We start from the raw sequence: 23,887 nt of genomic DNA, 5'->3' as shown, positions 1-23,887 counted from the left end.
CCTTTTTTTGGCATGGATATTGCTTTTATTTTAATATATAATTACAAATTTTCATTAAGAGAGGATGCTTTATATAAAAAAAGGTGAGGTAAAGAGAGTATTGATAGAGTCAGATATATAATGATTTATACATCAAAAGCCGTCGCTTTGTTAGTAGTAGCCGTCTGTTAAATTCAATTATACCGCAGTGAAGGTAGCATGATTATTGATCAATTAGATGATCAAATTCTTAACAAGTTAAGAGATTTCTTTATAGCGGAAGGCATCACCAAGAAGTTGGAGACGTTATTATGGAACCAGTGCAAGGAGAAGGCGGATTTATAGTGCCATCTGTGCGGTTCGTTTAAGGCCTGATGATGATTACTAAAGAGTAAGTTTCCTGATCAGTAGTTGCTGATATAAAAAGGTGGCTGTTTATGAAGAAGCACTAGAAAAAGCGAATGATACTACTTATGGTTTATGAGCTTCGCTTTTTGCAACAAATCTAGATAAAGCTTTTCATTTTATCAATAACAGTGAATTTGGACTTGTTCAAATTAATGGAGAAACTGGTGCGGATGAACCGAAGAAATAATTGGTGGAATGAAAGAGTCCAGCTCCGTTACCCGTGAACAAGGACATGCAGCAATTGAGTTTTTTACTGCTATTAAAAACAGTGACAATTTTAAGGGATGGTGACAATAGTGGCTTATCAACCAAATGAACTGAAACATGGTCTCAAGACTAGACATGTAACAATGATTTCTATTGGTGGGGTTATCGGTGCAGGCTTATTTATAGGGAGCGGGAATATTATTGATTCAGCAGGACCTGGTGCAATCTTATCTTATATAATCGCAGGATTAATGATCGTTCTTATTATGCGCATGCTTGGTGAAATGGCTGTTGTGAATCCTGATAGTGGGTCCTTTTCAACTTACGCACATCAAGCGATTGGTCCTTGGGCCGGTTACACGATTGGCTGGTTATACTGGTTTAACTGGGTAATCATTATTGCGATTGAAACCACTTTATTGGGTACTATGATTCATGATTGGTTTCCTGCTATACCTATGTGGATAGCAAGTTTATCTTTCCCTATTTTGATGACACTTACAAATATCTATTCTGTCAAAGCTTATGGAGAATTTGAATACTGGTTAGCTTTTATTAAAGTAGCTGCCATTGTAATATTCCTATGCTTAGGTGCAGCAATGATCTTTGGATTTGTTCCTGGATTTGAAACACCAGGTCTTTCTAATATTACTGGAAATGGCGTCTTCTTTCCGAATGGTTTTCTACCTGTACTCCTTAGTGTAATATTTATTACCTTTTCATTATCTGGGAGTGAGGTAGCGGCTATTGCAGCAGGAGAGTCTGAAAATCCCGAAAAAAATATTATAAGAGCAATAAACGCTGTAGTGTGGCGTCTTCTTCTATTCTTTGTTGGCTCGGTAGCTGTGTTAGTTATACTAATCCCGCAGGGGGCTGAAGGTTTACTTAAAACTCCCTATGCTAGCGTATTTAACATGGCAGGACTTCCTGGTGCTGGTCAAGTAATGAATATTGTAATATTCATATCATTGCTTTCTGTTTTAAATTCAGGGCTATATACAAGTTCACGTATGCTTTACTCCCTATCAAAAAAGGGAGATGCTCCTAGAATTTTATCCCGTGTGAATAAGAGAGGCATCCCAATTTGGGCGTTAATGGCAAGTGTTTTCTTTGCTTATGTGTGCACGACATTTAAATTTGTGTCTCCTGATAAATTATTTGCTTTTCTAGCTAATAGCTCGGGTGGAGTTACGATGATTATGTATATTTTTATCGCTTTTTCTCATCTGTTTTTAAGAAATAAGATTGAAAAAGAAAATCCAGGGACACTCAAAGTGAAAATGTGGTTATTCCCTTATTTAACCTACGCAACTATTGCAGCATTATTTGCTATTTTTGTTGCCCAGGCTTTCATTGATTCCATGCGCTTGCAATTCTTTCTCACCTCTCTTCTAACGATTCTCGTTATAGGTTCCTACTTTCTGTTTTATCATAAGAAAGAGGTAATAACTCCAAAGCAAGAAGAAAAACTAAAAAAAATTCTTTAAAAAAGTGTAAAGAATTCTTTTTCTGAATGACTGATAACATATTTAATAAATACTTACAGTAGTTTCTAGCTCTTAGTGTAGCTTTTATAGACAAATTATTCTTATTTAAATCCGTTTAGATATATTCATTGCTTTTAAATTGATTAATGTAAAAAGGCTACTCTTGATGAGTAGTCTTTATTCTGTTCCATAAATAAAGGGAGGATGTAGAGTTGATATTTTCAGATGAAAGTGTGCGGAATGACTACATCTTTACAATCCTTTGGTATAGTAACTACTATCATGGCAGACTACTTACATTTCTACGTAAAAACTGAATAATTATTTTTTATAGGGATTAGCAGGAGTTAGTTAGGAGTGGTCAGTTGAATTAAACTTAATTATGCTCATTCATTTGCAACTTTGCATTCCTTTGCTAGAATATAAGCATAAAGAAAAAAATAGGAGTGGTGACTGTGGCTGAAACTCCAGCTGAAGTAAAGGATTTAATTCACTATATTGAACCAAAGGGAGAGTTTATCTCTTTTTCAGATGAGGCGGATTATATCGCTAAAGGTTTAGAATGGAAATTATTCACTGCTCGTTCAGTAAAAAGAGAACTACTATATAAAAGCGGAAGCTATCAAGGAAAAGTGAAATTGGCTGGTTATGAACAATATGGTAACGGTCTTGATACGATTGTTGTTGAATTTGAAAATGGTAAGCTAAGTTGCATTCACCCTTCATATTTAAAGGAAATGCAAAGTTCGAATTTTGGTAAAGAGCTATTGAGTGGGCCAGTTGCTGGAGCATCTGCACCTTTAACTGAAGGTGAACAAGTAACAGTTGTCCAAGTGGCAGAAAGTCCTGAGCAGCTAAGTGAAGCACCAAAAAAGGCAAAGTCAAAGAGTAAAAAGGCACCAGCGAAACCTAAACTGGACTTACCAGCAGACAAAGTTCATTTCACAGCAACCGTCAAGGAATTTACTGCAAAAATGAACCATTTCACCGGTGAAGAAGATGAGGTAATCCTGTTAGAGAATGTCAAAGTGACCACAGATCCAGAACTCCCCATTGGTGATGCCTGGTGTGGATATAGCAAAACATTAAAAAAGGCAGAACTTGAAGAAGGCGACGAAATAGAATTTGACGGAAAAGTGGTTGACAAGAAATACGATAAAGAAATTCGTTATAAAGTGAACAATCCATCAAAGTTAAAAAAAACGGAAGCTTAATTCTAACTTTATACCTTAGTAAAATAGGTAGTAGGCTATTGCTTACTGCCTTTTTGTATAGATTATTTGCTCCAAGTGACAGGTATTTATAGCAAAAAATGTACAGAGGGGTTCGATTTTTATCTTAGTAATTGATGTTTAGAAGTGGCATATAATCATGAATATGGAGAACTGCTGAACTCATCAGTGATTAGAAGGATGAAGGGGCACTATTGAAATGCACGTTGGCAAATCATTCATGACAAGAATGTTGAACTCAATTGAAATAGATAGAGCTTTTTCCCTTTTTTGGTTTCATATAATACAGCGTTGGGGATAATACAATATTATAAAAGCTTATTAAAAGTAAAGGGGGCCTCTATTATGAAAGAATTATTCCGGTTATTAAAACAAGGCAATAAATCGGCATTTATTGCCGCTTGTGTGAATAGTATTATCGCTGTGTTAAAGGGGATAGCTTATTTCATGACGGGGAATGTGGCTATGTTTGCGGAAACATTGCATACCTTGGGGGATGCTGCGAACCAGTTTTTCGTTTTCATTGGTTCCGCATTAAGTAAAAAGTCACCAACAAATCGTTTTCCAGATGGATTCGGTCGACTGGTTAACCTAGTTCTTTTAGGGGCTGTGTTGGTTGTTGGGATCATGTCTTATGAAACGATAAAAGAAGGATTTCATCACATCTTGCATCCAGTAGAGTCAAGTGGGATGATAATTAATTTGTCCGTTCTCTCGTTAGCGGTTTTGTTGGAATCATATGTATTATTTAAAGCGATGAAAGAAGTAGTACATGAAGCGGGGATAGAGGCGAAAGGAACTGCAGTCATCTATAAAAGCTTCGCTGGTTTAAAACGTGCAAAACCAGCAACGAAATTAGTATTTATGGAAGATATGGTCGCAACAGGTGGCGGTTTACTGGCGTTAGTAGCCATATTGTTGGCGAATTTCACACCCTTTATTCAAGCAGAAGGTGTTGCTTCTGTCATGATTGGTCTCGGTATGTTTTATGTGGTTGGAAGGGTTTTTCTTGATAATGCAGCGGGAGCTCTTGGTGAAGCTGATATTGAGATGCGTCAGAAAATAGGAACTATGGTCATGAGTGATCCGGATGTGAGAGATATCCAAAAACTGGCGGTATTAAAAGAAGGAGAAGATTTTCATGTGGAATTAGAGGTAGAACTTGATGCCCACATTTCTATCGCCCAGGCTGATGACATTAAAGACCGGCTCTTTGATGAAATTTTCAAGGAAAGAGGGGTAACGGATGTCATTATAGAATTTGATGAAAATGACGGCGTTGCTAATTGGGAAGGTGAACTTAATAAGGAACTAAATGAAAGGAAACAAGATAAATAGAAGGGAGTGTCATATCTCCAAAATGTGAATCTTGTCTAATTGGTGTATGGGCTTCTATTGAGAATAGAAAATCAAATTAGGTTTGATTAAGGATAATATTAAATAAAAAAGTAACATTTATTTATGCAAGATAGTTAAAATTAATAAAATATAAATATAAATATAAATCTAAATAAAATGCTAAAAGGTCACAAAATTTTTGTGACCTTGAAACCTGTTCATTGAATCACGTTCTTTCCTTGGATAAGCAATATACGCTATTATGGAATTATGTACATAGAGAAGAATTCAGAAAGGGTGAATAAGAATGAATAAACCAGAAATTAAACTAGTAGCGCTCGACATGGATGGGACACTTCTAAATGAAGCGGGAGAGATTTCTGCGGAAAATCGGAAAGCAATTAAAGAAGCAGAAAATCAGGGGGTTTTTGTAGTGTTAAGCACTGGAAGATCCTATGCGACTTGCAGTGATTTTGCAAAGTCAATGGAGCTTCAGTCATATCTTATTACGGTTAATGGTAGTGAAATTTACGACAATCAAGGGAAATTGGTGGAAAGAAATATAGTCGATAGTGAATCCATACAATGGATGTGGGAATTAAGCCAAAAGCATAGTACGCATTTTTGGGCAATTAGTTGTGATAGTATATATAGGGCTGAAATGCCTCAACGAATTCATGACTCGCAATGGCTTAAATTCGGCTTTGATACAAAAGATGAAGCCATTCGCCAAACTATTATGGACGAACTTAAATCAAAAGGAAATCTTGAAATAAGCAATTCAAGTCCAACGAATATTGAAGTGAATGCACTTGGAGTCAATAAAGCGAAAGCAATTGACCTTGTTTGTTCATTGCTTAATATTACAATGGATAATGTAATGGCAGTAGGAGATAGTCTAAATGACCTTGCCATGATTCAAGAAGCAAAGATGGGTGTAGCGATGGGTAACGCTCAAAAGATAGTTAAGGAAAAAGCAGATTGGGTCACTGCGACTAACCAAGAAGATGGAGTGGCTAAAGCAATCCAAAAATGGGTGCTCTCCAATTAATTGAAAGCTGTATGTGGATTTAATCCATATACAGCTTTTTATTTAAATTTAACTCGTTAAATGTGGTATTTTGCCGCTGAAAATAATTTCTTGAAAATTTTGTCTTTAAGAAGTATGATAATCTTATAGTGTTATATTTTGGTAATATATTAAAAATGGGAGGTTTTATAGATGAGAAGAACTGTACCAGAACACTGGTGGAATCAATTATCTTTACCAGTTATCTCAGCGCCTATGTTTTTAATTTCTGGTCCTGAATTAGTGAAAGAATGCTGTTTGAATGGAGTAATTGGCTCTTTTCCAGCACCGAATGCTCGGCCGATAGAAGTACTGGATCAATGGATGGGTGATATAAATAACACACTAATTGCAGCAAGAGATAAAGAACCCAGCAAGAAAATTGCTCCATGGGCAATGAATATGGTTGTTCACAGAACTTATAGCCGTCTTGAAGAAGAATTGGAATTAGTCAAAAAGCACCAACCTCCCATCGTTATTACATCTCTTGGGTCTCCAAAACATGTTGTAGATGTCGTACATAGCTATGGTGGGTTGGTCTTTTCAGATGTCAGCAGCGTAGAATTTGCCAAAAAAGCTGCAGAGTCAGGTGTGGATGGATTGATCTTAGTTGCTTCAGGAGCTGGCGGACATGCGGGTGAGATAAATAGTTTTGCTTTCGTTGACAGTGTAAGGACGTTCTGGGATGGAATCATTTTGCTTGCTGGATCCATTAGTACAGGTCACAGCATCTTAGCTGCTCAAGCTGCCGGAGCGGATCTTGCTTATATGGGTACACGTTTTATCGTGGCAAAAGAGAGCAGGGCAAATGATGCATATCGTGAAATGCTTGTCGAGTCGAATCATGATGACATTATCTTGACTGATGCATTTTCCGGGGTTAATTGTAATATGTTGAAACCAAGTATTAGAAAGGCAGGTATGGATCCAGATCAATTAGCAAAAAAAGAAAATGTCGATTTTGACAGCATGTCTAAATCATCAGATTCTAAAGCATGGCGTGATATTTGGTCCGCAGGACATGGTGTAGGGGCGATAAAACAAATAGATACCACTGCTGGTATCATCAAACAGCTAGAAAAAGAGTATCAGGAATCCCTTGAGAGATTAACCGAGCAGGCGGGTAAATTAAAGGGTATTATATCAAAGTGATTTGAAAGCGCTTTATCAAGTTGTTCGAATTTTGTTGTTTTTTTGTTTGAAGAGGGTATCCATTATGGGTACCCTTTTTTTAGTGTTACATACTATTTTAGAATACATTATTTTAACGGATTACATAATCTTGTATAAATAACCATTCAAAAATACTACAGATAAGAAGAAAAATTATGTGATTTAAAAAAAGTAAATAAATTTGATATCCAGCAGTAGAAATGTTATATTATTTTTCGTGATAATGACCGGATGAACAATATAGTCATAATTTTTCTAGAAGAAAATATATATTTATAGTAAAGAAATAAAATATATATATTTTAGATGATAAGCAGTCATGAATGTATTTTCAATTCGCTTTACACCGAAGTAGAGTAAATAAACGACATGTTTGTCGTATAGGAGGATTTGATAGTGTGTTAAAATCGCTGAAAGGTGAATTATTGGCTATTATAAAAAAACCAATAATTCTCATTTCTATATTAGGAATTATTAGTGTTCCTTTACTTTATAGCGGGACATTTTTATGGGCATTTTGGGATCCGTATGGTAAGGTCGATCAATTGCCGGTTGCCATTGTCAATATGGATGAAGGAGCCGAGCTTAACGAATCAGAACTTACCATTGGGAAAGACTTAGTGAAAGAGTTAAAGGAGAAAAAGGACTTTGATTGGCATTTTGTCAGTCAAAAAGAAGCGAATGAAGGCCTGGCGAACCAGGACTATTACATGAAGATTGAAATTCCGAAAAACTTTTCGAAAAATGCAACTACCTTGCAAGAAGAAAATCCGGAAAAACTTGATTTAATTTATACATCAAATGAAGGGTATAACTATATTTCTACTAAGATAGGTGACGCAGCTTCCGAGAAAATTAAAGGTGAGGTTTCTGCGGCCGTTACAAAAACCTATGCTGAGTCAATGTTTGATAATTTGAAAGAAGTTGCTGATGGACTTGGATCCGCCAGTGATGGAGCAGGCGAACTGAAAGACGGGACCGATAAGGTAAAAGACGGGTCTAACGAACTAGGAGAGGGAATTAACTCTGCTAAAGAAGGTTCACAAAAAGTAGATGAAGGAATTGGTTCTCTACATTCAGGTTCAGTTGAAATCCATAAAAACCTGGAAACATTAGCTGAAAAGTCCTTGACCTTTTCGGATGGAGTGGGTTCAGCAGCTTCTGGCTCGAAAGAACTTAATCAAGGCTTGCAACAATTTAGTTCTGGGATTGGACAAATGAAAGATGGGCAATCAAAACTTTTAGAAGGAGCCAAAAAATCTGAAGCAGGTTCTGGGGAATTAGCTTCAGGGCTGCAACAATCTTTAGAAGGGTTCAATCAGATTGAAGAAAAGCTGCCTACTCTGACCGAGGGGGCAAATGGTGTTGCTACTGGTGCAAGCCAGCTCTCAGGTTCTTTGTCCGATTGGAGTGCTGCTACGAGTGAAGCAAAAGCAGGGGCATCGAACGTTGCGGCCGGATTGGAAGAAGTTATTTCCGGTTTAAAACAACAATCTCAAACTGCAGATGATCCTGCAGAGAAAGCTCGTTTAGAAGGATTAATTGCTTCTCTATCTGGAATTAGTGAAGGAAGTAGAGGAGTAGCTGAAGGAGTAGGAAAACTATCCGCAAGTGCTTCTGAAATTGCTAAGGGAGGCACTAGTCTTAGTGAAGGGGCAAATCAGTTAGGAAAAGGCACCAATGCGCTCAGCGGTGGTTTTACTCAATTAAAACAAGCTCAAGATAAACTTGCCAATGGAGCGAATGATCTGCAAAGCGGACAGGGTCAATTAGTAGCTGGATTGACAACATTTGGCGAAAGTATAGATTCAGCACAGAGTGGACTTGGACAATTAACGGAAGGCAGCAATAATTTGGTCAGTGGGCTTGATCAATTAGAAGATGGGTCGAAGCAATTATCAAATGGAACTTCTCAGCTATCAGAAGGTTCGAAAAGTCTGATTACTGGAACAGATAAGTTAAAAGAAGGTACATCAAGTCTTACAAGTGGCATGGGAGAGTTAGCGAATGGAGCTATTAAGCTTCAAGATGGAATCGCCAAACTTTCAGATGGTTCGGAAGAATTACATGACGAATTGAAAGACGGAGCAAGCGAAGCAGGTAATATAAAAGCCGATGAAGATGTTTATGACATGTTTGCAAGTCCAGTAAAGGTTGATAAATTGCCTATTAATAATGTGCCAAACTATGGAACTAGCTTTGCACCTTATTTAATTTCATTGAGTTTATTTATTGGGGCAATCGTTCTGACAATCATTTTCCCATTAAGAGATCCTGCTGTTATTCCTGCAAATGGATTCAGCTGGTTTATTAGTAAATACGGGGTCATGGCTATTATAGGAATATGTCAGGCTATATTGGTGGATTTGATATTAATATTAGGACTTGGAATTGAAGTCACTAGTCTGCCATTATTTTTTGTAGTAAGCATTCTTGCTAGCTGCACATTTATGGCTATCATTCTATTTCTTGGTTCAGCCTTTGATAATCCAGGTCGTTTTATAGCGTTACTCATATTAATTCTACAGCTGACCAGCAGCGGCGGAACTTTCCCAAATGAATTAGTTCCTAGCTTCCTGCAAGGGTTCACGCCATTCTTACCGATGACGTATTCGATTAATGCTTTTAGAGCAGTAATCTCAACTGGAGACTTTGGATTCATGTGGCATAACCTTAGTATACTTGCCATTTTCCTTGTAGTGGCATTAATACTATCTTTCGTATACTTCTTTTATAGATATAAAAAGATGAAAAACTTATTTACGGAAGATGCAGGCGAATAATAATGAAAAAACAGCGACTCAAATAGGGTTCGCTGTTTTTTTGTATTTTTACCAGGAAGTTTAAATAGAAAAGCAGGAAATTTATTTAGAATTTCCTGCTTTTCTATTATACCCAAGATTTTTGAGACGAAGGGGCATATTTTTTCATAGGATTTTTAGCAATAACATCTTTTAAATAGGGATAGCCCGAAGGACTAGGTTTTCGCAGCAGCTCCATTAGATAAGAAATGTCGTCCATTGCCCGGTGTGTTTGGAAATTTGTGATGTTATGAGCCCGCAGCAATGTTAAGAGTTTACTATTTACAAAACCGTATTGTTTCCATGGGACATTGCGCATTGTACAGAACCACTGATGGTTATTGATTTCTGGATACATATGGTAGAGGAAACTTCTGTCGAATGAAGCATTATGGGCAAAAATTGAGTCAGAACGATCTATAAAAGATTTTATTTTTTCATCGTGAAAGCTTTTTCCTTCGACTGAGCTATATGGAATTCCATGAACCCTGTATGCTTGATCATAATTCCTTCTTGCTTGATAAGAGAGGGGCTCTCTTAAAAACGATTCTTGATCAACAAGGTTAATAATTTCACCGGTTTCGCTGCTATAGGTAAAAAGAATAAGGGCAAGTTCGATAATTTCATCAGAAGTAGGACGCAATCCAGTTGTCTCTACGTCTAGTACTAAACCTAATCTATTAGACAATTAATTTTCCTCCATTTTGGCTACTTTTATCTATTATATCTGATTTTGGTTGCCTATTGAAAGTGGCGTATTTCTATATGATAGTGTTCCTTTGAGATTTCAATTAATTTATTGTTAAAATTTTATAGACGATAGCTAGGTACATATGAATTTGAGTAATAAAGGAAAAATTATTGAAGATGCTCATGGGAAGCATAGAGGTGACTGAGTAATCGGTTAACTTTTATGCGAGAAAAATTTAGTTAGATCTTCTATTGTTAGTGTAATTTCTATGCTTAATCACTAAATATTAGAGGATCACTTTCTTATTGATATGAAATAATAGGAAACTAAAAAAGATAGAGAAATGCTTTTTAAAGCAATCTCTACCTTTGTATAATTCAATTCAGGACTAGTATAGATTGTAAGATTCTTTCTAATTCATGGTCGACTATTTGTACATATTCTTCGTTTTTTTGAATACTGAATATGGTTCTGGAGTGATTTAAATATTGCAGTCCTTCATTCTGTTGTTGAAGATGAATCAGATTTTTCCCGGTAAGAAAATGAAGTTCTGCAAATAAATATAAAGATTCGATAGAATTACAAATATTAATGCCTTTTAGCGTATAATTTAATGACTCTTGATAGCAATGAAGTTCGGTTAAGGTTTGAGCTAATCCATGAATGATTTTTACCAAAATTGTACCTTCCTGATTCACATGAGGAATATTCTCGATAAATTCCAATGCTTCATTGAAGATGATTATAGCCTCATCGTAATCCTTTGTTTTAAAGTGAATAATTCCAATACTATTTAAAACTTCTATCTCCTGTTGATGAAGAATTACCCGTTTGCCCATTGTAATCTGAATGGCCTCATTTAATAAATCAATAGCCATTTGTTTATTTTTGAACAAATAAAAAAAAGACATACCCTCATGCCATTTTAAGAATTGATAAAATGATATGGATTTTTCCGGTGCCATTGCCATTTCTTTTTGGACGATTTCATAGATTGCTTCATAATTACGTGTACGTTTATATCTGTTTATTAATAATTTAATAGTTTCTATGTAATTATAAATCGGTTCATTTTTGGTAGTAAAAAAATAAGAAAGATCAACTTTAAGTTTATCTGCTAATAGTCCCAACTCATCAATTGTTGGTGATGAGATGCTTCTTTCATAATCTAACAAGGTAATAGGCTCGCAAATATCTTTTGCTAATTCTTCTCTTGTGAGATTTTGTTTTATTCTTAATTCGTTGATAACAGAGCCAACCTCTATTTTCATTGCAATTGCCCCTTTATACCTATGTCTAGATTTTCTATTGTAACATAATTTTTTTTTTTTCAATATGATTACTGAAAAGATAGTATTATGTAACTACTTTTAAAACTGCTGTATCCTTTGAAATCCCTATCCTTCCTTTTTAATTGGAAAGCTTACTATCGCATCTCGGGCGGGTATGGTTGGAACGGAACGGTTTACAGTGTTATTCTCTCACAAATTATTAGAGATTTGATTACTAAGGGCGGGCATCCCGATTCTGCATTAAACCTTAAGGAAAGGAAATTATTGAAAAGTATTGTCCATTAATACAGGTATCTCTTTTTCACAAATAGAATAAAGAAGATAGTGAATCCACGGGGGGTATTGTAGGATGAGATTTCAAGAGTTAGAAACAGAGAGGCTGCGTTTAATCGAAATAGGTCACCAGCATACGGAAAGTCTGTTTGAAATTCTCTCAAAAGATGAAGTAACCAAATATGATGGGATAGAAAGCTTAATTCGAGTGGAAGAGGCTCGTCGATTAATAGACTCGTTTAAAAGTGCATATATAAACAAAAGGGGGATTCGATGGGGAGTATTGGTGAAAGATTCCGGGAAATTTATTGGTACTGTTGGTCTTAATCATTTGAGCATATCTAATAAACGTGCTGAAATAGGGTATGAAATCCATCCGGATTATTGGAGGAAACACTTTACATCGGAAGCTGTCAGAGAAGTATTACGTTATTCATTTGAAGAATTAAACTTACATCGAATGGCTGCATTAACCTTCCCTGATAATATTGCATCCACTAACCTTTTAAAGAAATTTGGTTTTAAGCAAGAGGGGAATCTTAGAAATTATATATTTCTTCGTAATCAATCGCATGATGCCGTGATATTTTCCTTGCTATATACGGAGTTTTAGCTGATACATCACCTAGTTTAGTCAGTTTCCCCAATTAAATAAGGCAGAATCATTGATAAATAGTTTAATAAAAAGATGTAAAAGGATATCGGGGCTGGCCTTTTGGGCCTTTTTTTGTATATAAAGAAAGAATCTGCATATTACCATTTGTTTTGATAAATAAGGGAATCTATACATATTTTTCATGATAAAATTAAATGAATTCATCATCACGTCCATTGGACATGAAAAGGAGCATATTTATTGTGAAAATTTTATTTCCGTTACTTGCGGTCCTAGGCGGCATTACAATAGCAATTCAAGGACAGATAAATGGCGGTTTAGGAAAAAAAGTAGGGGTCATTGAAGCCTCTTTCATTTCCTTTGGAATCGGGACACTTGCTTTATTATTTATTGTTTTGTTTGCAGGAAATGGAAATATTTCAGCTATCACTTCTGTACCTAAATGGCAACTGATAGGTGGTCTCTTAGGGGCTATTTATGTCATAGTCATCGTCTTAGTAGTCCCTCAAATTGGAGTGGCCCCTACATTAGTTGGGGTTATCTTAGGACAAATACTGATTGGAGCTGTCATTGATCATTTTGGCTTATTGGGTGGGGTACGTATTCCATTGGATGCGAAAAAGATAGCAGGTATTTGTTTACTCTTTGTGTCATTGTATTTATTTAATCATAAGTGAAGTAGAACAGAAATAAAATGCTTAGAATTATTATGTTTTAATGAGGGCATAAAATGAATATTGGACATTTGAAGCACGGATTAGTCATTAAAGCAACTAAACTTCGGACATGGATCCTGTGGGGCAGCGTGACTGACATCCATAAGTGCGATCATAATTTCTCTGATTAACCAATTTTTGTATGTGATTGGCTAGTGGGTAATGAAAGTGAATATGTCGATGACATTATTATGTACAAGTTGGTTTATTAAGCTAACGGGTGCGTTCGTATTTTAAGATTAGCCAGTTTTTACTGGTTGATCTTTTTTTAGTTGATCTTTTTTTAATAGAATCTTTTATATCAGGAGCTAGGGTAGGACGTACAGGTGCGTGGGACATGATCCCGTGAACTAAATTGTCCGCCCCCTAATTTAGGAGAACAAGATTTTTTAAAGAATATTTATATTCGTGGTGAAAGTCATACAGTACTTAGAGCAATAGAGAGACAGACATTAGGACAAATTTTTTATATTGGTAATCAATTAAAAGATGAGAATTGGGAAGCCCCTTAGTTCCAAAAAAGGAAAATCGGAAGAATACTTGCTACACAAGCTTAAAAAACATAGGTGAAAGCAGCTATTGAGTTAACCTTTTATAGAGGCTTTTTTAAGAGAATTAAGCTTATTAAGTATTCAGGCGCAATCCTTGTACAAGGAATTGTGTTTTTTTTTGGGTGAACGACCTTGGTTCATTAAGACGTACTAAAGACCACAGGTGTTGTTTTAGAATAAAGTTTGCTCAAATGATACTAATGACCTTAAAAATAACAAATAGAAAGAGCTTGTTTTGAAAAAAGTTTGATCACTTCTGTGACCCTTATTCAAAAATGGAATCTAAAAAAAGTGGTTAACTTGGGAAGTTGAGTCACTTAATGATTCAACCTCTTCTGAATAATGAGAAAAATATGTATAATAAGATGATCAAATATAGCTTCCAATCAAGTAAATATAAATATAGTGATTTGTACTTGTGAGTCTAAATGAAACGCATAATGAAGGGGTTTGGAGTTGAAATAAGTTAATGTTTCATTTCTTTTTACCTACTATATAAATCAAAATTACTAGCATTTAATACCTATCTTGTGAAAAAGTACTCATTGGTTTATTGATTTTTTAATTTATTCGTAATATACTTAATATTCAACATCTTTAATTCAAAGTATAGTACCCTTTTGCGAGGTTGAAAGGAAGGTGGTTTTAAGCTATAAAACTGCTGATTTTGGGTTTTTGAGAAAAAACGTAAATTTATGCAAACGCTTCGCTAGTTATTTTTGGTGAGTTTCTGCTATGAATACTTCTAACTATCCTCGCAGAATAATTTAGTGTACTAAACCAGAAGTTAATAGATGGCAGAAGGATAATCTCTTAAACTAGGGATACTCCAAGAAAGACTAAAGATGAGGGGGAATATTTTTTGAAAAAGTCTAAATTTTCAGTGCTTACGCTTCTAATGGCTATTATGCTGGTTCTTGCAGCATGTAACAGCGGTTCGAAGGAAACTTCGAATGAAAAAGAAGGTGGCTCGAGTGACTCAGCCAAATCGAAAGTATTAAATGTAAACAACTCAAGTGAACCTGGTTCGCTTCATCCTGCTAATGCGCAAGGAACTCATGAATCATGGATTCTTGAACATACGTTTGAAGGACTGACTAAGAAAACAGAAGAAGGCAAAATCGTACCAGGTGTTGCAGAATCATGGAAGATCAGTGAAGATGGATTAAAATGGACATTTAAATTGAAAGATGGTTTGAAATGGTCAAATGGAGATCCGCTTACAGCGAATGATTTCGAATATGCTTGGAAATATGCATTGAAACCAGAAACAGCTGCTGATTATGCTTACCAACTTTATTATCTTAAGGGCGGGGAAGCTTACAACAGTAAAAAAGGCAAGGAAGAGGATGTAGGAGTAAAAGCAACGGACGACCTTACATTAGAGGTTACATTGGAGCAGCCTACACCATATTTTCTTGATTTGACTTCTTTCTATACTTTCTACCCGATCGATAAAAAGGTACAAGAAGAAAATCCGAAATGGGCTTTGGATGCCAAAACACATGTATCAAACGGTCCATTCAAGTTAACGGAGTGGAAACATAAAGAAAGCCTGAAAATCGAAAAGAATGAAAATTACTATGATAAAGATAAAATCAAATTGGATGCCGTTAATTTTGCTCTAATTGAAGATGAAAATACTGCATGGCAAATGTATCAGAGTGGCGAATTGGACATCGCTTATCCACTACCAGTGGATGTACAAGGTCAATTGGTTAATTCTGGAGATAAAGAATTCAAAAATGGAGCAGAACTTGCTGTCTACTATTACAACTTTAATACTAAAGTAAAACCTTTCAATAATGCTAAAGTAAGAAAAGCGTTATCAATGGCTATCGAACGTAAAAAAATTACGGATAATGTTGCTCAAGGTGGTCAAAAGCCTGCCTTTGGAGTAGTCCCGCCAGGTATTCCTGATGCTAGTGGTGATTTCCAGGAAAATACAGGTGACCTGTTTGCGGAAAATGTTGATGAAGCTAAGAAATTGTTAAAAGAAGGACTAGCTGAAGAAGGCATGAAAGAACTTCCTGATTTTTCAATTTTATATAATACATTAGATTCTCATAAAAAAATTGCTGAAGCCGTTCAAGGAATGTGGCGCGATAACCTAGGTGTTGAAGTTACACTTGAAAATGCTGAATTCCAAGTTAAACTTGACCGTGAAAAAGCTGGGGACTTCGAGATTTCCCGTGCAGGATGGGTTGGTGACTATGTTGATCCGATGACATTCATGCTTTGGGAGACAGACGGTGCCTATAATGATGCGGATTGGTCCAACAAAGAATATGATAAATACTTAAAAGAGGCGAAATCTACAATGGAACCAAAAGAACGGATGGCTGCTTTGCATAAAGCAGAGGAAGTTCTGATTGATGAAATGCCGATTCTCCCGGTTTACTTCTATACAAAACCATATATGGTTAAATCGAATGTTACTGGGGTTTATGCACCAATAAACGCTTATCCGAACTTTATTTACGCGGATAAAAAATAAAAGAAGGATGAAAATAGGAGGTATGTCCGATTATGGACATACCCCATTTTTCAATTGCGAATTTGAATATTTCATGAATTCATTTCCGTTTTCAACTCCTTAGAAAATCGATGATTGGGGTGATTACCATGTTGAGATATACATTAAATCGTTTTAAATGGGCGATTATTACTTTATGGGCGGTTATTACATTAACGTTCATCATAATGCATACGATTCCGGGAAATCCATTTGCGAAAGAAGGAGCAATGCCTCCCGCTGTTTATGAAAATCTTCAAGTCCACTATGGATTGGACAAGCCTTTGTTGACCCAATATGGAAATTATTTGTTGGAAGTCGTTCAATTTGATTTTGGTCCCTCTTTGAAATCCTCATCCATTTCTGTGAATGATTACATTTTGAAGGGATTCCCAGTGTCCTTGCATTTAGGAGCGCAAGCACTGGTGATTGCCATCTTTTTTGGGCTCATTTTAGGTGTAGTGGCATCACTGAAACGAAATAAATGGCCTGACTATTTATCAATGGTCATTGCCATCGTCGGGATATCTGTTCCGAACTTTATTTTGGCGACTATTTTAATCAATTATTTTGCAATAAAATGGCATATATTCCCTGTTGCTACATGGGCGACATGGCAGCATACCATATTACCATCCATTGCCCTGTCGATGATGCCTCTTGCTTTCATTGCCAGATTGATGCGGACAAGCATGCTTGAAGTAATGGGACAAGATTACATTTTGACCGCAAAGGCTAAAGGGTTAAAACGTAGCGGTGTCATAATCAAACATGCGATCCGAAATGCTTTATTGCCGATTATCACGATTCTTGGTATCCTAACGGCTAATATCGTTACAGGAAGCTTCATTATTGAACGTATTTTTGGTATTCCGGGCATGGGAGATATGTTTGTAAAGGGAATATCCAATCGAGACTATCCGGTCATTCTTGGTTCCACAATTGTGTATAGTGCAGTGCTTATCCTATTGATATTCATCGTTGATATAGCCTATACGTTGATTGATCCTAGAATTAAAGTGACGGGGGAGAAAAAATAATGGCAGATAAAGTGCATTTAACCGAAGATATGTTCCTACCCGCTGAAGGAAACTTTAAGGAAGCTGAAAAAATTGCTAGGCCAACGGTTTCATATTGGTCTGACGTCTGGCGTCGCTTTAAAGAAAATAAACTAGCAATGACGGGGTTTGTTCTAATTATCCTGTTGGTCTTGCTGGCTATTTTTGGTCCGTATATTAACGGATATACTTATTATGGTCAAGATTTCGAGAAAAAGAATCTTAGCCCCAATGCCGAGCATTGGTTTGGGACGGATTCATCAGGAAGGGATTTATTTACGCGAGCTTGGTATGGTGCAAGGATATCCTTGTTCATTGGCTTGATGGCGGCGCTAATAGACTTTTTAATTGGTGTCCTATATGGCGGGATTTCAGCCATTCGTGGCGGACGCACCGATAATATAATGATGAGGTTTGCTGAAGTGATCTATGCGATCCCTTACCTATTGATGGTTATCTTGATGATGGTCGTATTAAAACCTGGTATATTGCCGATAATCATAGCCATGTCGATTACAGGATGGATTCCTATGGCCCGGCTGGTAAGAGGGCAGGTTTTACAATTAAAAGAGAATGAATATATTCATGCTGCAACCATCTCTGGTGCTAATACGAGCTGGACTTTAAGAAAACACATGATTCCAAATACAATGGGACCGATCCTTGTCAATTTAACGTTGACTGTACCTACGGCGATTTTTGCCGAAGCTACTCTAAGCTTTTTGGGACTGGGTGTGCCAGCACCTCAGGCAAGCTGGGGAACATTGACCAGTGATGCTCTGGGAAGCATTTTGGTAGGAAATTTCTATCAACTTTTAATCCCGGCGATATTGATCTCATTAACCATGTTCGCCTTTAATGTAGCTGGTGACGGACTACAGGATGCCCTAGATCCAAAACTACGGAAATAAATGAGTCCTAACATAAAGATTTTGATAATACTAGAATAGGAGGGACGATGATGGAGAACCTATTAGAAGTTAAGAATTTACACATCACCTTCCATACGTATGCAGGAAAAGTACAAGCTGTTCGCGGCGTGAACTTTGAAGTAAAAAAAGGGGAAGCCGTCGCCATCGTTGGAGAGTCCGGATGCGGCAAAAGTGTTACTGCGAAATCGATCATGCGATTATTGGAAACACCTCCAGCAGAGTATGGAAAAGGGTCAATATCATTTGGTGGTAAAGACCTTATTAAAATGAGTGAAAAGGAAATGCAGAAGATTCGTGGAAATGAAATCAGCATGATTTTCCAGGACCCAATGACTTCGCTCAATCCAACGACTAAAATCGGCAGCCAAATTATGGAGGGTATTTTAAAGCATAATAATAATATCTCTCGAAAAGATGCATATGAACGAGCGTTAGAAACGCTTAAACTGGTAGGTATTCCTCAGCCGGAAAAAAGGATGCAGCAATATCCACATGAGTTTTCAGGGGGCATGCGCCAGCGGGCGATGATAGCGATGGCTCTAGCCTGTGAACCGAAATTGTTAATTGCCGATGAACCTACAACGGCATTGGATGTAACGATACAAGCGCAAATTTTAGAACTGATGAAAGATATCCAACGTAGAATGGATACTTCCATCATTTTAATCACTCATGATCTAGGTGTGGTTGCGGAAACTTGCGAAAGGGTAGTAGTCATGTATGCAGGTAAAGTTGTGGAAACAGGTACAGTTGAAGCAATATTTGCAAACCCGCAACACCCATATACAAGAGGATTGCTTAAAACGGTGCCAAGGCTGGATATGGAAAAAACGGCTCCGTTGGTACCTATTATCGGATCACCACCTGATTTGTTAGATCCGCCAAAAGGATGCCCATTTTATCCAAGATGTGAATCTGCAATGAAAGTGTGCAAAGAACATGACCCGGAACTTGAGGTAGTAGAAGAGGGACAGACAGCTGCATGCTGGCTTCACCATCCAATGGCAAAAGCAACACGCGTTCAAGCACCGACTAATGTTTAAAGGAGGAGAACCAATGGTTTCACTAAAGAATAAGTCAGTAAAAGAAAAGACAGTCAACGAAAATTCTCCTCTTGTTGAAATAAAGAATCTGAAGAAATATTTCCCTGTTGGTTCACAGTCGTTGAAAGCGGTAGATGGTTTGGATCTCAAAATCTACGCAGGGGAAACTGTCGGACTTGTTGGGGAAAGCGGTTGTGGAAAATCTACTGCTGGGCGTACGATAACCCGCCTTTATGAACCGACAGAAGGAGAAGTTCTTTTTCAAGGGAAAAATATTTTTGATTACAAACCTGGTGAAATGTCACATATTCGCCGTGAAATCCAGATGATCTTCCAAGATCCTTACGCTTCCTTAAACCCAAGGATGAAGGTAGAAGAATTAATTGGTGAACCACTTGCCATTCATGGGATTTCAAAAGGTAAAGAGAGAAGAAAACGGGTGGAAGACCTGTTAAAACTGGTTGGTTTAAGTCCGGAACATATCACTCGTTTTCCGCATGAATTCAGTGGCGGACAACGTCAGCGTATCGGAATTGCAAGGGCGCTGGCTTTGAATCCTAAATTCATTGTTTGTGATGAACCAATTTCTGCACTTGATGTTTCAATCCAAGCTCAAGTAGTAAATTTATTAAAAGAGTTACAAAAAGAAATGGGCTTGACTTATTTATTCATCGCCCATGATTTATCGATGGTCAAGTATATTTCAGATCGTATTTTAGTTATGTATCTTGGGAGAATGATGGAACTTTCAGATAGTGATTCTTTAACGAAGGATCCGCTTCACCCATACACACAAGCCTTGCTCTCTGCAGTGCCGATACCAGATCCCACTATTAAACGGGAAAGGATCGTACTAAAAGGCGATGTACCAAGTCCGATCAATCCGCCGAGCGGCTGTGTATTCCGTACTCGTTGTCCGAAAGCGATGGAGATATGTTCTAGCGCTGTGCCTGAATGGAAAGAACAAAAACCTGGGCACTACGTTGCTTGTCATTTATATTGGTAAATAAAATAATGAGGCCAGTTGCAAAATCTGCGGCTGGTCTTTTTTTGAAAATACACATTAATAAAGCTTTTTATTTTCAGGAAAGATGCCACTAGGTTTTTAGAAAATATTTTTTATAGATTTATAATAATTAAATCTAGGAATTTGAAAATAAAACATATAAAATGTAATTATATGTAAAATTAAAATAACCCAGAAATGGCTTCATTTTGTGAGATAAGGAGGAATAATGTTGTATTCCACAATAACTAGTGAAATTGTCGATCATGTCATGATTATTACACTTAACCGACCTGAAAGAATGAATGCCTTTAATGAAAAAATGTGTGAGGAAATGATTCGTGCTTTTGATGAAGCGGATGAAAATGATGACGTACGAGTCATTATTTTAACTGGGGCAGGGAAGGCTTTCTGTGCTGGCGTGGATTTGGAAAAAGGTGCAGAAACTTTTATGGATCACACTCCTTTAGTTGAGTACCGTGATGCAGGTGGTGTTTTATCATTAAGGATTTTTGAGATGAAGAAACCTATAATAGCAGCAATTAATGGAGCAGCGGTTGGTATTGGTATAACTATGACTTTGCCTATGGATATTAGAATTGCTTCAACTGATGCGAAAATGGGGTTTGTTTTTGCAAGGCGAGGTATTACAATGGAGGCTTGCAGTGGTTGGTTCCTGCCTAGACTTGTCGGAATGGGGAAGGCATCCGAATGGATTTTTACTGGAAGAATGATTTCAGCTAAGGAGGCCTATGAGGGGAGACTAGTTAACAAGATTGTAGAGCCTGATGAATTGATGCCAATTGCAATGGAAATCGCATCTGAAATAGCGGAAAATACCTCTTCCGTGTCTGTGACATTATCTCGGCAGCTAATGTGGACTATGCTTGGAGCAAATCATCCAGTTGAATCACATAAAATAGAATCGAAAATGCTTCATTGGACCGGAAAGCAAGCTGATGCACAAGAAGGAATCGAAGCTTTCTTAGAAAAACGGAAAGCTGAATTTACAATGAAGAGCAGCTCTGATATGCCGCCGTTTTACCCGTGGGGTCTGGATCGAACATACGAATCAGATAAAAAATAAATGATTAATTCTGTATTGAAATCATTCTTAGGAACTGTGTGAGAATTTTTACTTTTCGGATAAATTAGGGTTTCTTTTCTTAGTGTGTTATACTGTGTTTACCATTTACTAAACTTGTTTCATATTCCCCTATTCCTTGTGAATAGGGGTTTTTTTATTTTCAAAAAAAGATATTCTATAAAGAATATTTTTATTCGAAAAAAAACAGACTCTACAAGTAGAGTCCGTTATATATTGTATTTAAAATTATGCTTTTTGAACGTTAGTAGCTTGGGGTCCACGTTGACCTTGCTCAACTTCAAAAGTAACTTCTTGACCTTCGTCTAGTGATTTGAATCCTTCGCTTTGAATAGCTGAGAAATGTACGAATACATCGTCTCCGTTTTCGCGTTCGATGAAGCCAAATCCTTTTTCTGCGTTAAACCATTTCACTTTACCTTGTTCCATTGTTGTTGCCTCCTAGTGTGAATCCACACAATGTGTTACTACCCTTGCTCAATCTTCAGACGAAAAGTGTTTCACTTATCAATCTTCCCGAACAAAAATAATTCTTATTAAATATAACAGATAATGTCGGAATCTGCAAGCTAACATAGTAAGATTATTTTTTGTGAAATTGCTATGAAGATTCGTTAATATCCTTTCTTGTAATTAAGTAAATTTGTTGTAGGGTTTTTACCGTTGAGATAGTTCTTCAAATTGGGAATGAAAATATCTTCAATCAATCGTTTGTCGTAATATTCAGTGTTTCCGGATGTGTGTGGCGTGAGGATGACATTGTTCATTTCCCATAAAGGGCTACTTTCCGGAAGTGGTTCAGTTTCAAACACATCTAGTCCTGCACCTGCAATCTGCTGGTCCTTAAGCGCTTGAATCAATTCATTTTGAACAACGAGAGATCCTCTTCCAATATTAATGAAAAAAGCGGAAGGCTTCATTAACTTGAATTCGTTTGTGCCGAACATATTCTGTGTTTCTGGAGTCAAAGGTAATGTCACGACAACATAATCACACTTAGGGAGAAGATCATTCAATTGTTTCTGGGTGAACATCTCATCAACATATTCTTCTGATTTACCAGAATGGCGAACCCCTAATACGGTCATTCCAAAAGCCTTGGCAATTTTAGCTGTTTCCTTCCCGATTTTTCCAACCCCAATGATGCCTATAGTCTTTTCGTGAATTTCCTGCTTCATATCAGCGTGGTGCCAAGTCTTTTCCTGCTGTTGCTTAACATATGTATCTATTTTTCTTGTAAAGGCGAGCATTAGGGCGAAAATGGTCTCTGAAATGGGATATGCATGGACACCATTTGCAGTCGTAATCTGCACATTCTTTTGTTCTAATTTTTCCAGTGGCAAAGCATTCACTCCAGCACTCCATGTCTGGATCCATTTCAATTCACTTGCTTCATATAATATAGGTTCGTACATTTCTGATTTCCAGCCAGCGATTATTTCCGCATCGTTTATATGATCCTGCCACATTGCAGGGGCTCTTCCAGTAATCACAGTCCAATCGGGAATCAATCCTTTAACTTGCTGCAATAAATGTTCATTCAGGTTTTGGGTAATAATGAGTTTTTTATTTGGCATAATCATCATCCTCTTTCATTTTTCTGAATTATACGTAAGTTTTGAGAATAATTCAATTGGAAACAGTGATTACTAAGCAATCTTGATATAATACAAATATCTAACAAGGATGGGGTGTAATCATGAAGGTGAAGGATATATATGGGCAGCTACCAACTTTAGAAACAGAACGTTTAATTATGAGGAAAATCACTATGAAGGATGCTGAAGATATGTATGCATATGCTTCAGATAGTGAAGTATCTCGTTTTGTCACGTGGGAACCGCATCGTTCACTATCTGATACAAGAGATTTTATCCAATTCGTGTTACAGAATTATGAAGATAATAAGCTTGCTCCATGGGGAATTGAATACAAGGACAATGGTGAGTTTATTGGTACTATCGACTTTGTTTCATGGCATTTGAATCATCAAATCGCTGAAATAGGGTATGTCCTTGCTCCACAATATTGGGGAAATGGCATGATAACGGAGGCTGCCAAAAAGGTAATAGAGTTTGGTTTTGAAAATATGAATCTTGTTCGTATTCAGGCCCGCTGCTTTGTGGATAATCTTGGTTCAGAACGGGTCATGCAAAAGTCTGGAATGTCTTTTGAAGGTATTTTGCGTAAAGGTATGTTTGTTAAAGGTAAGCATGAGGACCTGAAATTATATTCAATTATTAAATGATCATACATTAATGAAAGGATTACGAAAAATCTATAAGGGTTGCTGTACTTTTAAGGGGATGGACTTATAAATGTTGAAGAAGTCAAACCAATTCTTAGGTTAGCTCACTGTTTCCGTCAATGTGAAAATTCTGGAAAACACTCATTT

Annotated in this window: 20 protein-coding genes; 16 read left to right on the top strand and 4 right to left on the bottom strand. The window is 36.8% G+C overall.

What is annotated here, in order from left to right; all coding sequences use genetic code 11:
* Window positions 1-674: 674 nt before the first annotated feature.
* The 6 genes from NST21_RS16220 (at window position 675) to NST21_RS16195 (ending at window position 9,676) form a co-directional block, all read left to right on the top strand.
* The gene (locus NST21_RS16220) at window positions 675-2,081 is read left to right on the top strand and encodes an amino acid permease (protein ID WP_340890201.1); all 1,407 of its coding nucleotides are present in this window, start codon (window positions 675-677) and stop codon (window positions 2,079-2,081) included.
* Window positions 2,082-2,536: 455 nt separating this feature from the next.
* On the top strand, window positions 2,537-3,295 hold the full coding sequence (locus NST21_RS16215; protein ID WP_340890200.1) for a hypothetical protein: 759 nt from the start codon (window positions 2,537-2,539) through the stop codon (window positions 3,293-3,295).
* Window positions 3,296-3,658: 363 nt separating this feature from the next.
* Window positions 3,659-4,651, top strand: a complete 993-nt coding sequence (locus tag NST21_RS16210; RefSeq protein WP_340890199.1) for a cation diffusion facilitator family transporter — start codon at window positions 3,659-3,661, stop codon at window positions 4,649-4,651.
* A 307-nt stretch (window positions 4,652-4,958) separates the two neighbouring features.
* The gene (locus tag NST21_RS16205) at window positions 4,959-5,702 is read left to right on the top strand and encodes a Cof-type HAD-IIB family hydrolase (RefSeq protein ID WP_057218962.1); all 744 of its coding nucleotides are present in this window, start codon (window positions 4,959-4,961) and stop codon (window positions 5,700-5,702) included.
* Between the two features lie 171 nt (window positions 5,703-5,873).
* Window positions 5,874-6,872: an NAD(P)H-dependent flavin oxidoreductase gene (locus NST21_RS16200; RefSeq protein ID WP_057218961.1), complete on the top strand. Its 999-nt coding sequence runs from the start codon at window positions 5,874-5,876 to the stop codon at window positions 6,870-6,872.
* A 419-nt stretch (window positions 6,873-7,291) separates the two neighbouring features.
* Window positions 7,292-9,676 (top strand): YhgE/Pip domain-containing protein, encoded by a 2,385-nt coding sequence (locus NST21_RS16195; RefSeq protein ID WP_340890197.1) that lies wholly within the window; start codon window positions 7,292-7,294, stop codon window positions 9,674-9,676.
* Window positions 9,677-9,782: 106 nt separating this feature from the next.
* Here the strand turns inward: NST21_RS16195 and NST21_RS16190 are convergent, their stop codons facing one another.
* Both NST21_RS16190 and NST21_RS16185 read right to left on the bottom strand, forming a co-directional pair.
* A complete protein-coding gene (locus NST21_RS16190; protein ID WP_053346408.1) occupies window positions 9,783-10,382 on the bottom strand; it encodes an exonuclease domain-containing protein in 600 nt (199 codons plus the stop codon).
* A 380-nt stretch (window positions 10,383-10,762) separates the two neighbouring features.
* On the bottom strand, window positions 10,763-11,656 hold the full coding sequence (locus NST21_RS16185) for a helix-turn-helix domain-containing protein (RefSeq protein WP_340890196.1): 894 nt from the start codon (window positions 11,654-11,656) through the stop codon (window positions 10,763-10,765).
* 370 nt (window positions 11,657-12,026) lie between these two features.
* Between NST21_RS16185 and NST21_RS16180 the strand changes: the two genes are divergently transcribed.
* From NST21_RS16180 to NST21_RS16140, 9 genes are all read left to right on the top strand, one after another.
* Window positions 12,027-12,563, top strand: coding sequence for a GNAT family N-acetyltransferase (locus tag NST21_RS16180; RefSeq protein WP_340890195.1), 537 nt, complete (start codon window positions 12,027-12,029; stop codon window positions 12,561-12,563).
* 245 nt (window positions 12,564-12,808) lie between these two features.
* Window positions 12,809-13,243, top strand: coding sequence for a DMT family transporter (locus tag NST21_RS16175; protein ID WP_201224171.1), 435 nt, complete (start codon window positions 12,809-12,811; stop codon window positions 13,241-13,243).
* Window positions 13,244-13,680: 437 nt separating this feature from the next.
* Entirely contained in the window at window positions 13,681-13,794 is a 114-nt protein-coding gene (locus NST21_RS28910) for a DUF1572 family protein (RefSeq protein ID WP_377428799.1), read from the top strand.
* Between the two features lie 901 nt (window positions 13,795-14,695).
* Window positions 14,696-16,330, top strand: a complete 1,635-nt coding sequence (locus NST21_RS16165) for a peptide ABC transporter substrate-binding protein (protein ID WP_340890194.1) — start codon at window positions 14,696-14,698, stop codon at window positions 16,328-16,330.
* Between the two features lie 128 nt (window positions 16,331-16,458).
* Window positions 16,459-17,388 carry an ABC transporter permease gene (locus tag NST21_RS16160; protein WP_053346403.1) on the top strand — a complete coding sequence of 310 codons (930 nt, stop codon included), beginning with the start codon at window positions 16,459-16,461 and terminating at the stop codon, window positions 17,386-17,388.
* Window positions 17,388-18,317 carry an ABC transporter permease gene (locus NST21_RS16155; RefSeq protein ID WP_053346402.1) on the top strand — a complete coding sequence of 310 codons (930 nt, stop codon included), beginning with the start codon at window positions 17,388-17,390 and terminating at the stop codon, window positions 18,315-18,317. Before NST21_RS16160 ends, NST21_RS16155 begins: the two co-directional genes overlap by 1 nt.
* Before the next feature lie 50 nt (window positions 18,318-18,367).
* Window positions 18,368-19,381 (top strand): ABC transporter ATP-binding protein, encoded by a 1,014-nt coding sequence (locus NST21_RS16150; protein WP_340890192.1) that lies wholly within the window; start codon window positions 18,368-18,370, stop codon window positions 19,379-19,381.
* A 13-nt stretch (window positions 19,382-19,394) separates the two neighbouring features.
* Window positions 19,395-20,387, top strand: coding sequence for an ABC transporter ATP-binding protein (locus tag NST21_RS16145; RefSeq protein WP_053346400.1), 993 nt, complete (start codon window positions 19,395-19,397; stop codon window positions 20,385-20,387).
* 232 nt (window positions 20,388-20,619) lie between these two features.
* A complete protein-coding gene (locus tag NST21_RS16140) occupies window positions 20,620-21,474 on the top strand; it encodes a crotonase/enoyl-CoA hydratase family protein (RefSeq protein ID WP_340890189.1) in 855 nt (284 codons plus the stop codon).
* Between the two features lie 246 nt (window positions 21,475-21,720).
* On the opposite strand, the gene NST21_RS16135 is transcribed toward NST21_RS16140, so the two are convergent.
* Together NST21_RS16135 and NST21_RS16130 are read right to left on the bottom strand one after the other, a co-directional pair.
* Window positions 21,721-21,921 carry a cold-shock protein gene (locus tag NST21_RS16135; protein WP_029714163.1) on the bottom strand — a complete coding sequence of 67 codons (201 nt, stop codon included), beginning with the start codon at window positions 21,919-21,921 and terminating at the stop codon, window positions 21,721-21,723.
* 185 nt (window positions 21,922-22,106) lie between these two features.
* Window positions 22,107-23,069 (bottom strand): D-2-hydroxyacid dehydrogenase, encoded by a 963-nt coding sequence (locus NST21_RS16130; RefSeq protein ID WP_340890188.1) that lies wholly within the window; start codon window positions 23,067-23,069, stop codon window positions 22,107-22,109.
* Window positions 23,070-23,191: 122 nt separating this feature from the next.
* Between NST21_RS16130 and NST21_RS16125 the strand changes: the two genes are divergently transcribed.
* Window positions 23,192-23,740, top strand: coding sequence for a GNAT family N-acetyltransferase (locus NST21_RS16125; protein WP_056520569.1), 549 nt, complete (start codon window positions 23,192-23,194; stop codon window positions 23,738-23,740).
* Window positions 23,741-23,887: the final 147 nt, after the last annotated feature.

Origin of the sequence: Peribacillus sp. FSL K6-1552, assembly GCF_038005205.1 — a bacterium.
In the GTDB taxonomy this organism is placed as follows: domain Bacteria; phylum Bacillota; class Bacilli; order Bacillales; family DSM-1321; genus Peribacillus; species Peribacillus butanolivorans.
The sequence above is the reverse complement of the archived record's forward strand: the minus strand, read 5'-3'. Positions and strand labels throughout refer to the sequence as shown.

Coding starts and splice junctions, on each gene's coding strand:
- NST21_RS16145 (WP_053346400.1), top strand. CDS start 19,395: ATGGTTTCACTAAAGAATAAGTCAGTAAAAGAAAAGACAGTCAACGAA.
- NST21_RS16125 (WP_056520569.1), top strand. CDS start 23,192: ATGAAGGTGAAGGATATATATGGGCAGCTACCAACTTTAGAAACAGAA.
- NST21_RS16130 (WP_340890188.1), bottom strand. CDS start 23,069: ATGCCAAATAAAAAACTCATTATTACCCAAAACCTGAATGAACATTTA.
- NST21_RS16155 (WP_053346402.1), top strand. CDS start 17,388: ATGGCAGATAAAGTGCATTTAACCGAAGATATGTTCCTACCCGCTGAA.
- NST21_RS16180 (WP_340890195.1), top strand. CDS start 12,027: ATGAGATTTCAAGAGTTAGAAACAGAGAGGCTGCGTTTAATCGAAATA.
- NST21_RS16160 (WP_053346403.1), top strand. CDS start 16,459: ATGTTGAGATATACATTAAATCGTTTTAAATGGGCGATTATTACTTTA.
- NST21_RS16135 (WP_029714163.1), bottom strand. CDS start 21,921: ATGGAACAAGGTAAAGTGAAATGGTTTAACGCAGAAAAAGGATTTGGC.
- NST21_RS16205 (WP_057218962.1), top strand. CDS start 4,959: ATGAATAAACCAGAAATTAAACTAGTAGCGCTCGACATGGATGGGACA.
- NST21_RS16150 (WP_340890192.1), top strand. CDS start 18,368: ATGGAGAACCTATTAGAAGTTAAGAATTTACACATCACCTTCCATACG.
- NST21_RS16210 (WP_340890199.1), top strand. CDS start 3,659: ATGAAAGAATTATTCCGGTTATTAAAACAAGGCAATAAATCGGCATTT.
- NST21_RS16200 (WP_057218961.1), top strand. CDS start 5,874: ATGAGAAGAACTGTACCAGAACACTGGTGGAATCAATTATCTTTACCA.
- NST21_RS16185 (WP_340890196.1), bottom strand. CDS start 11,656: ATGAAAATAGAGGTTGGCTCTGTTATCAACGAATTAAGAATAAAACAA.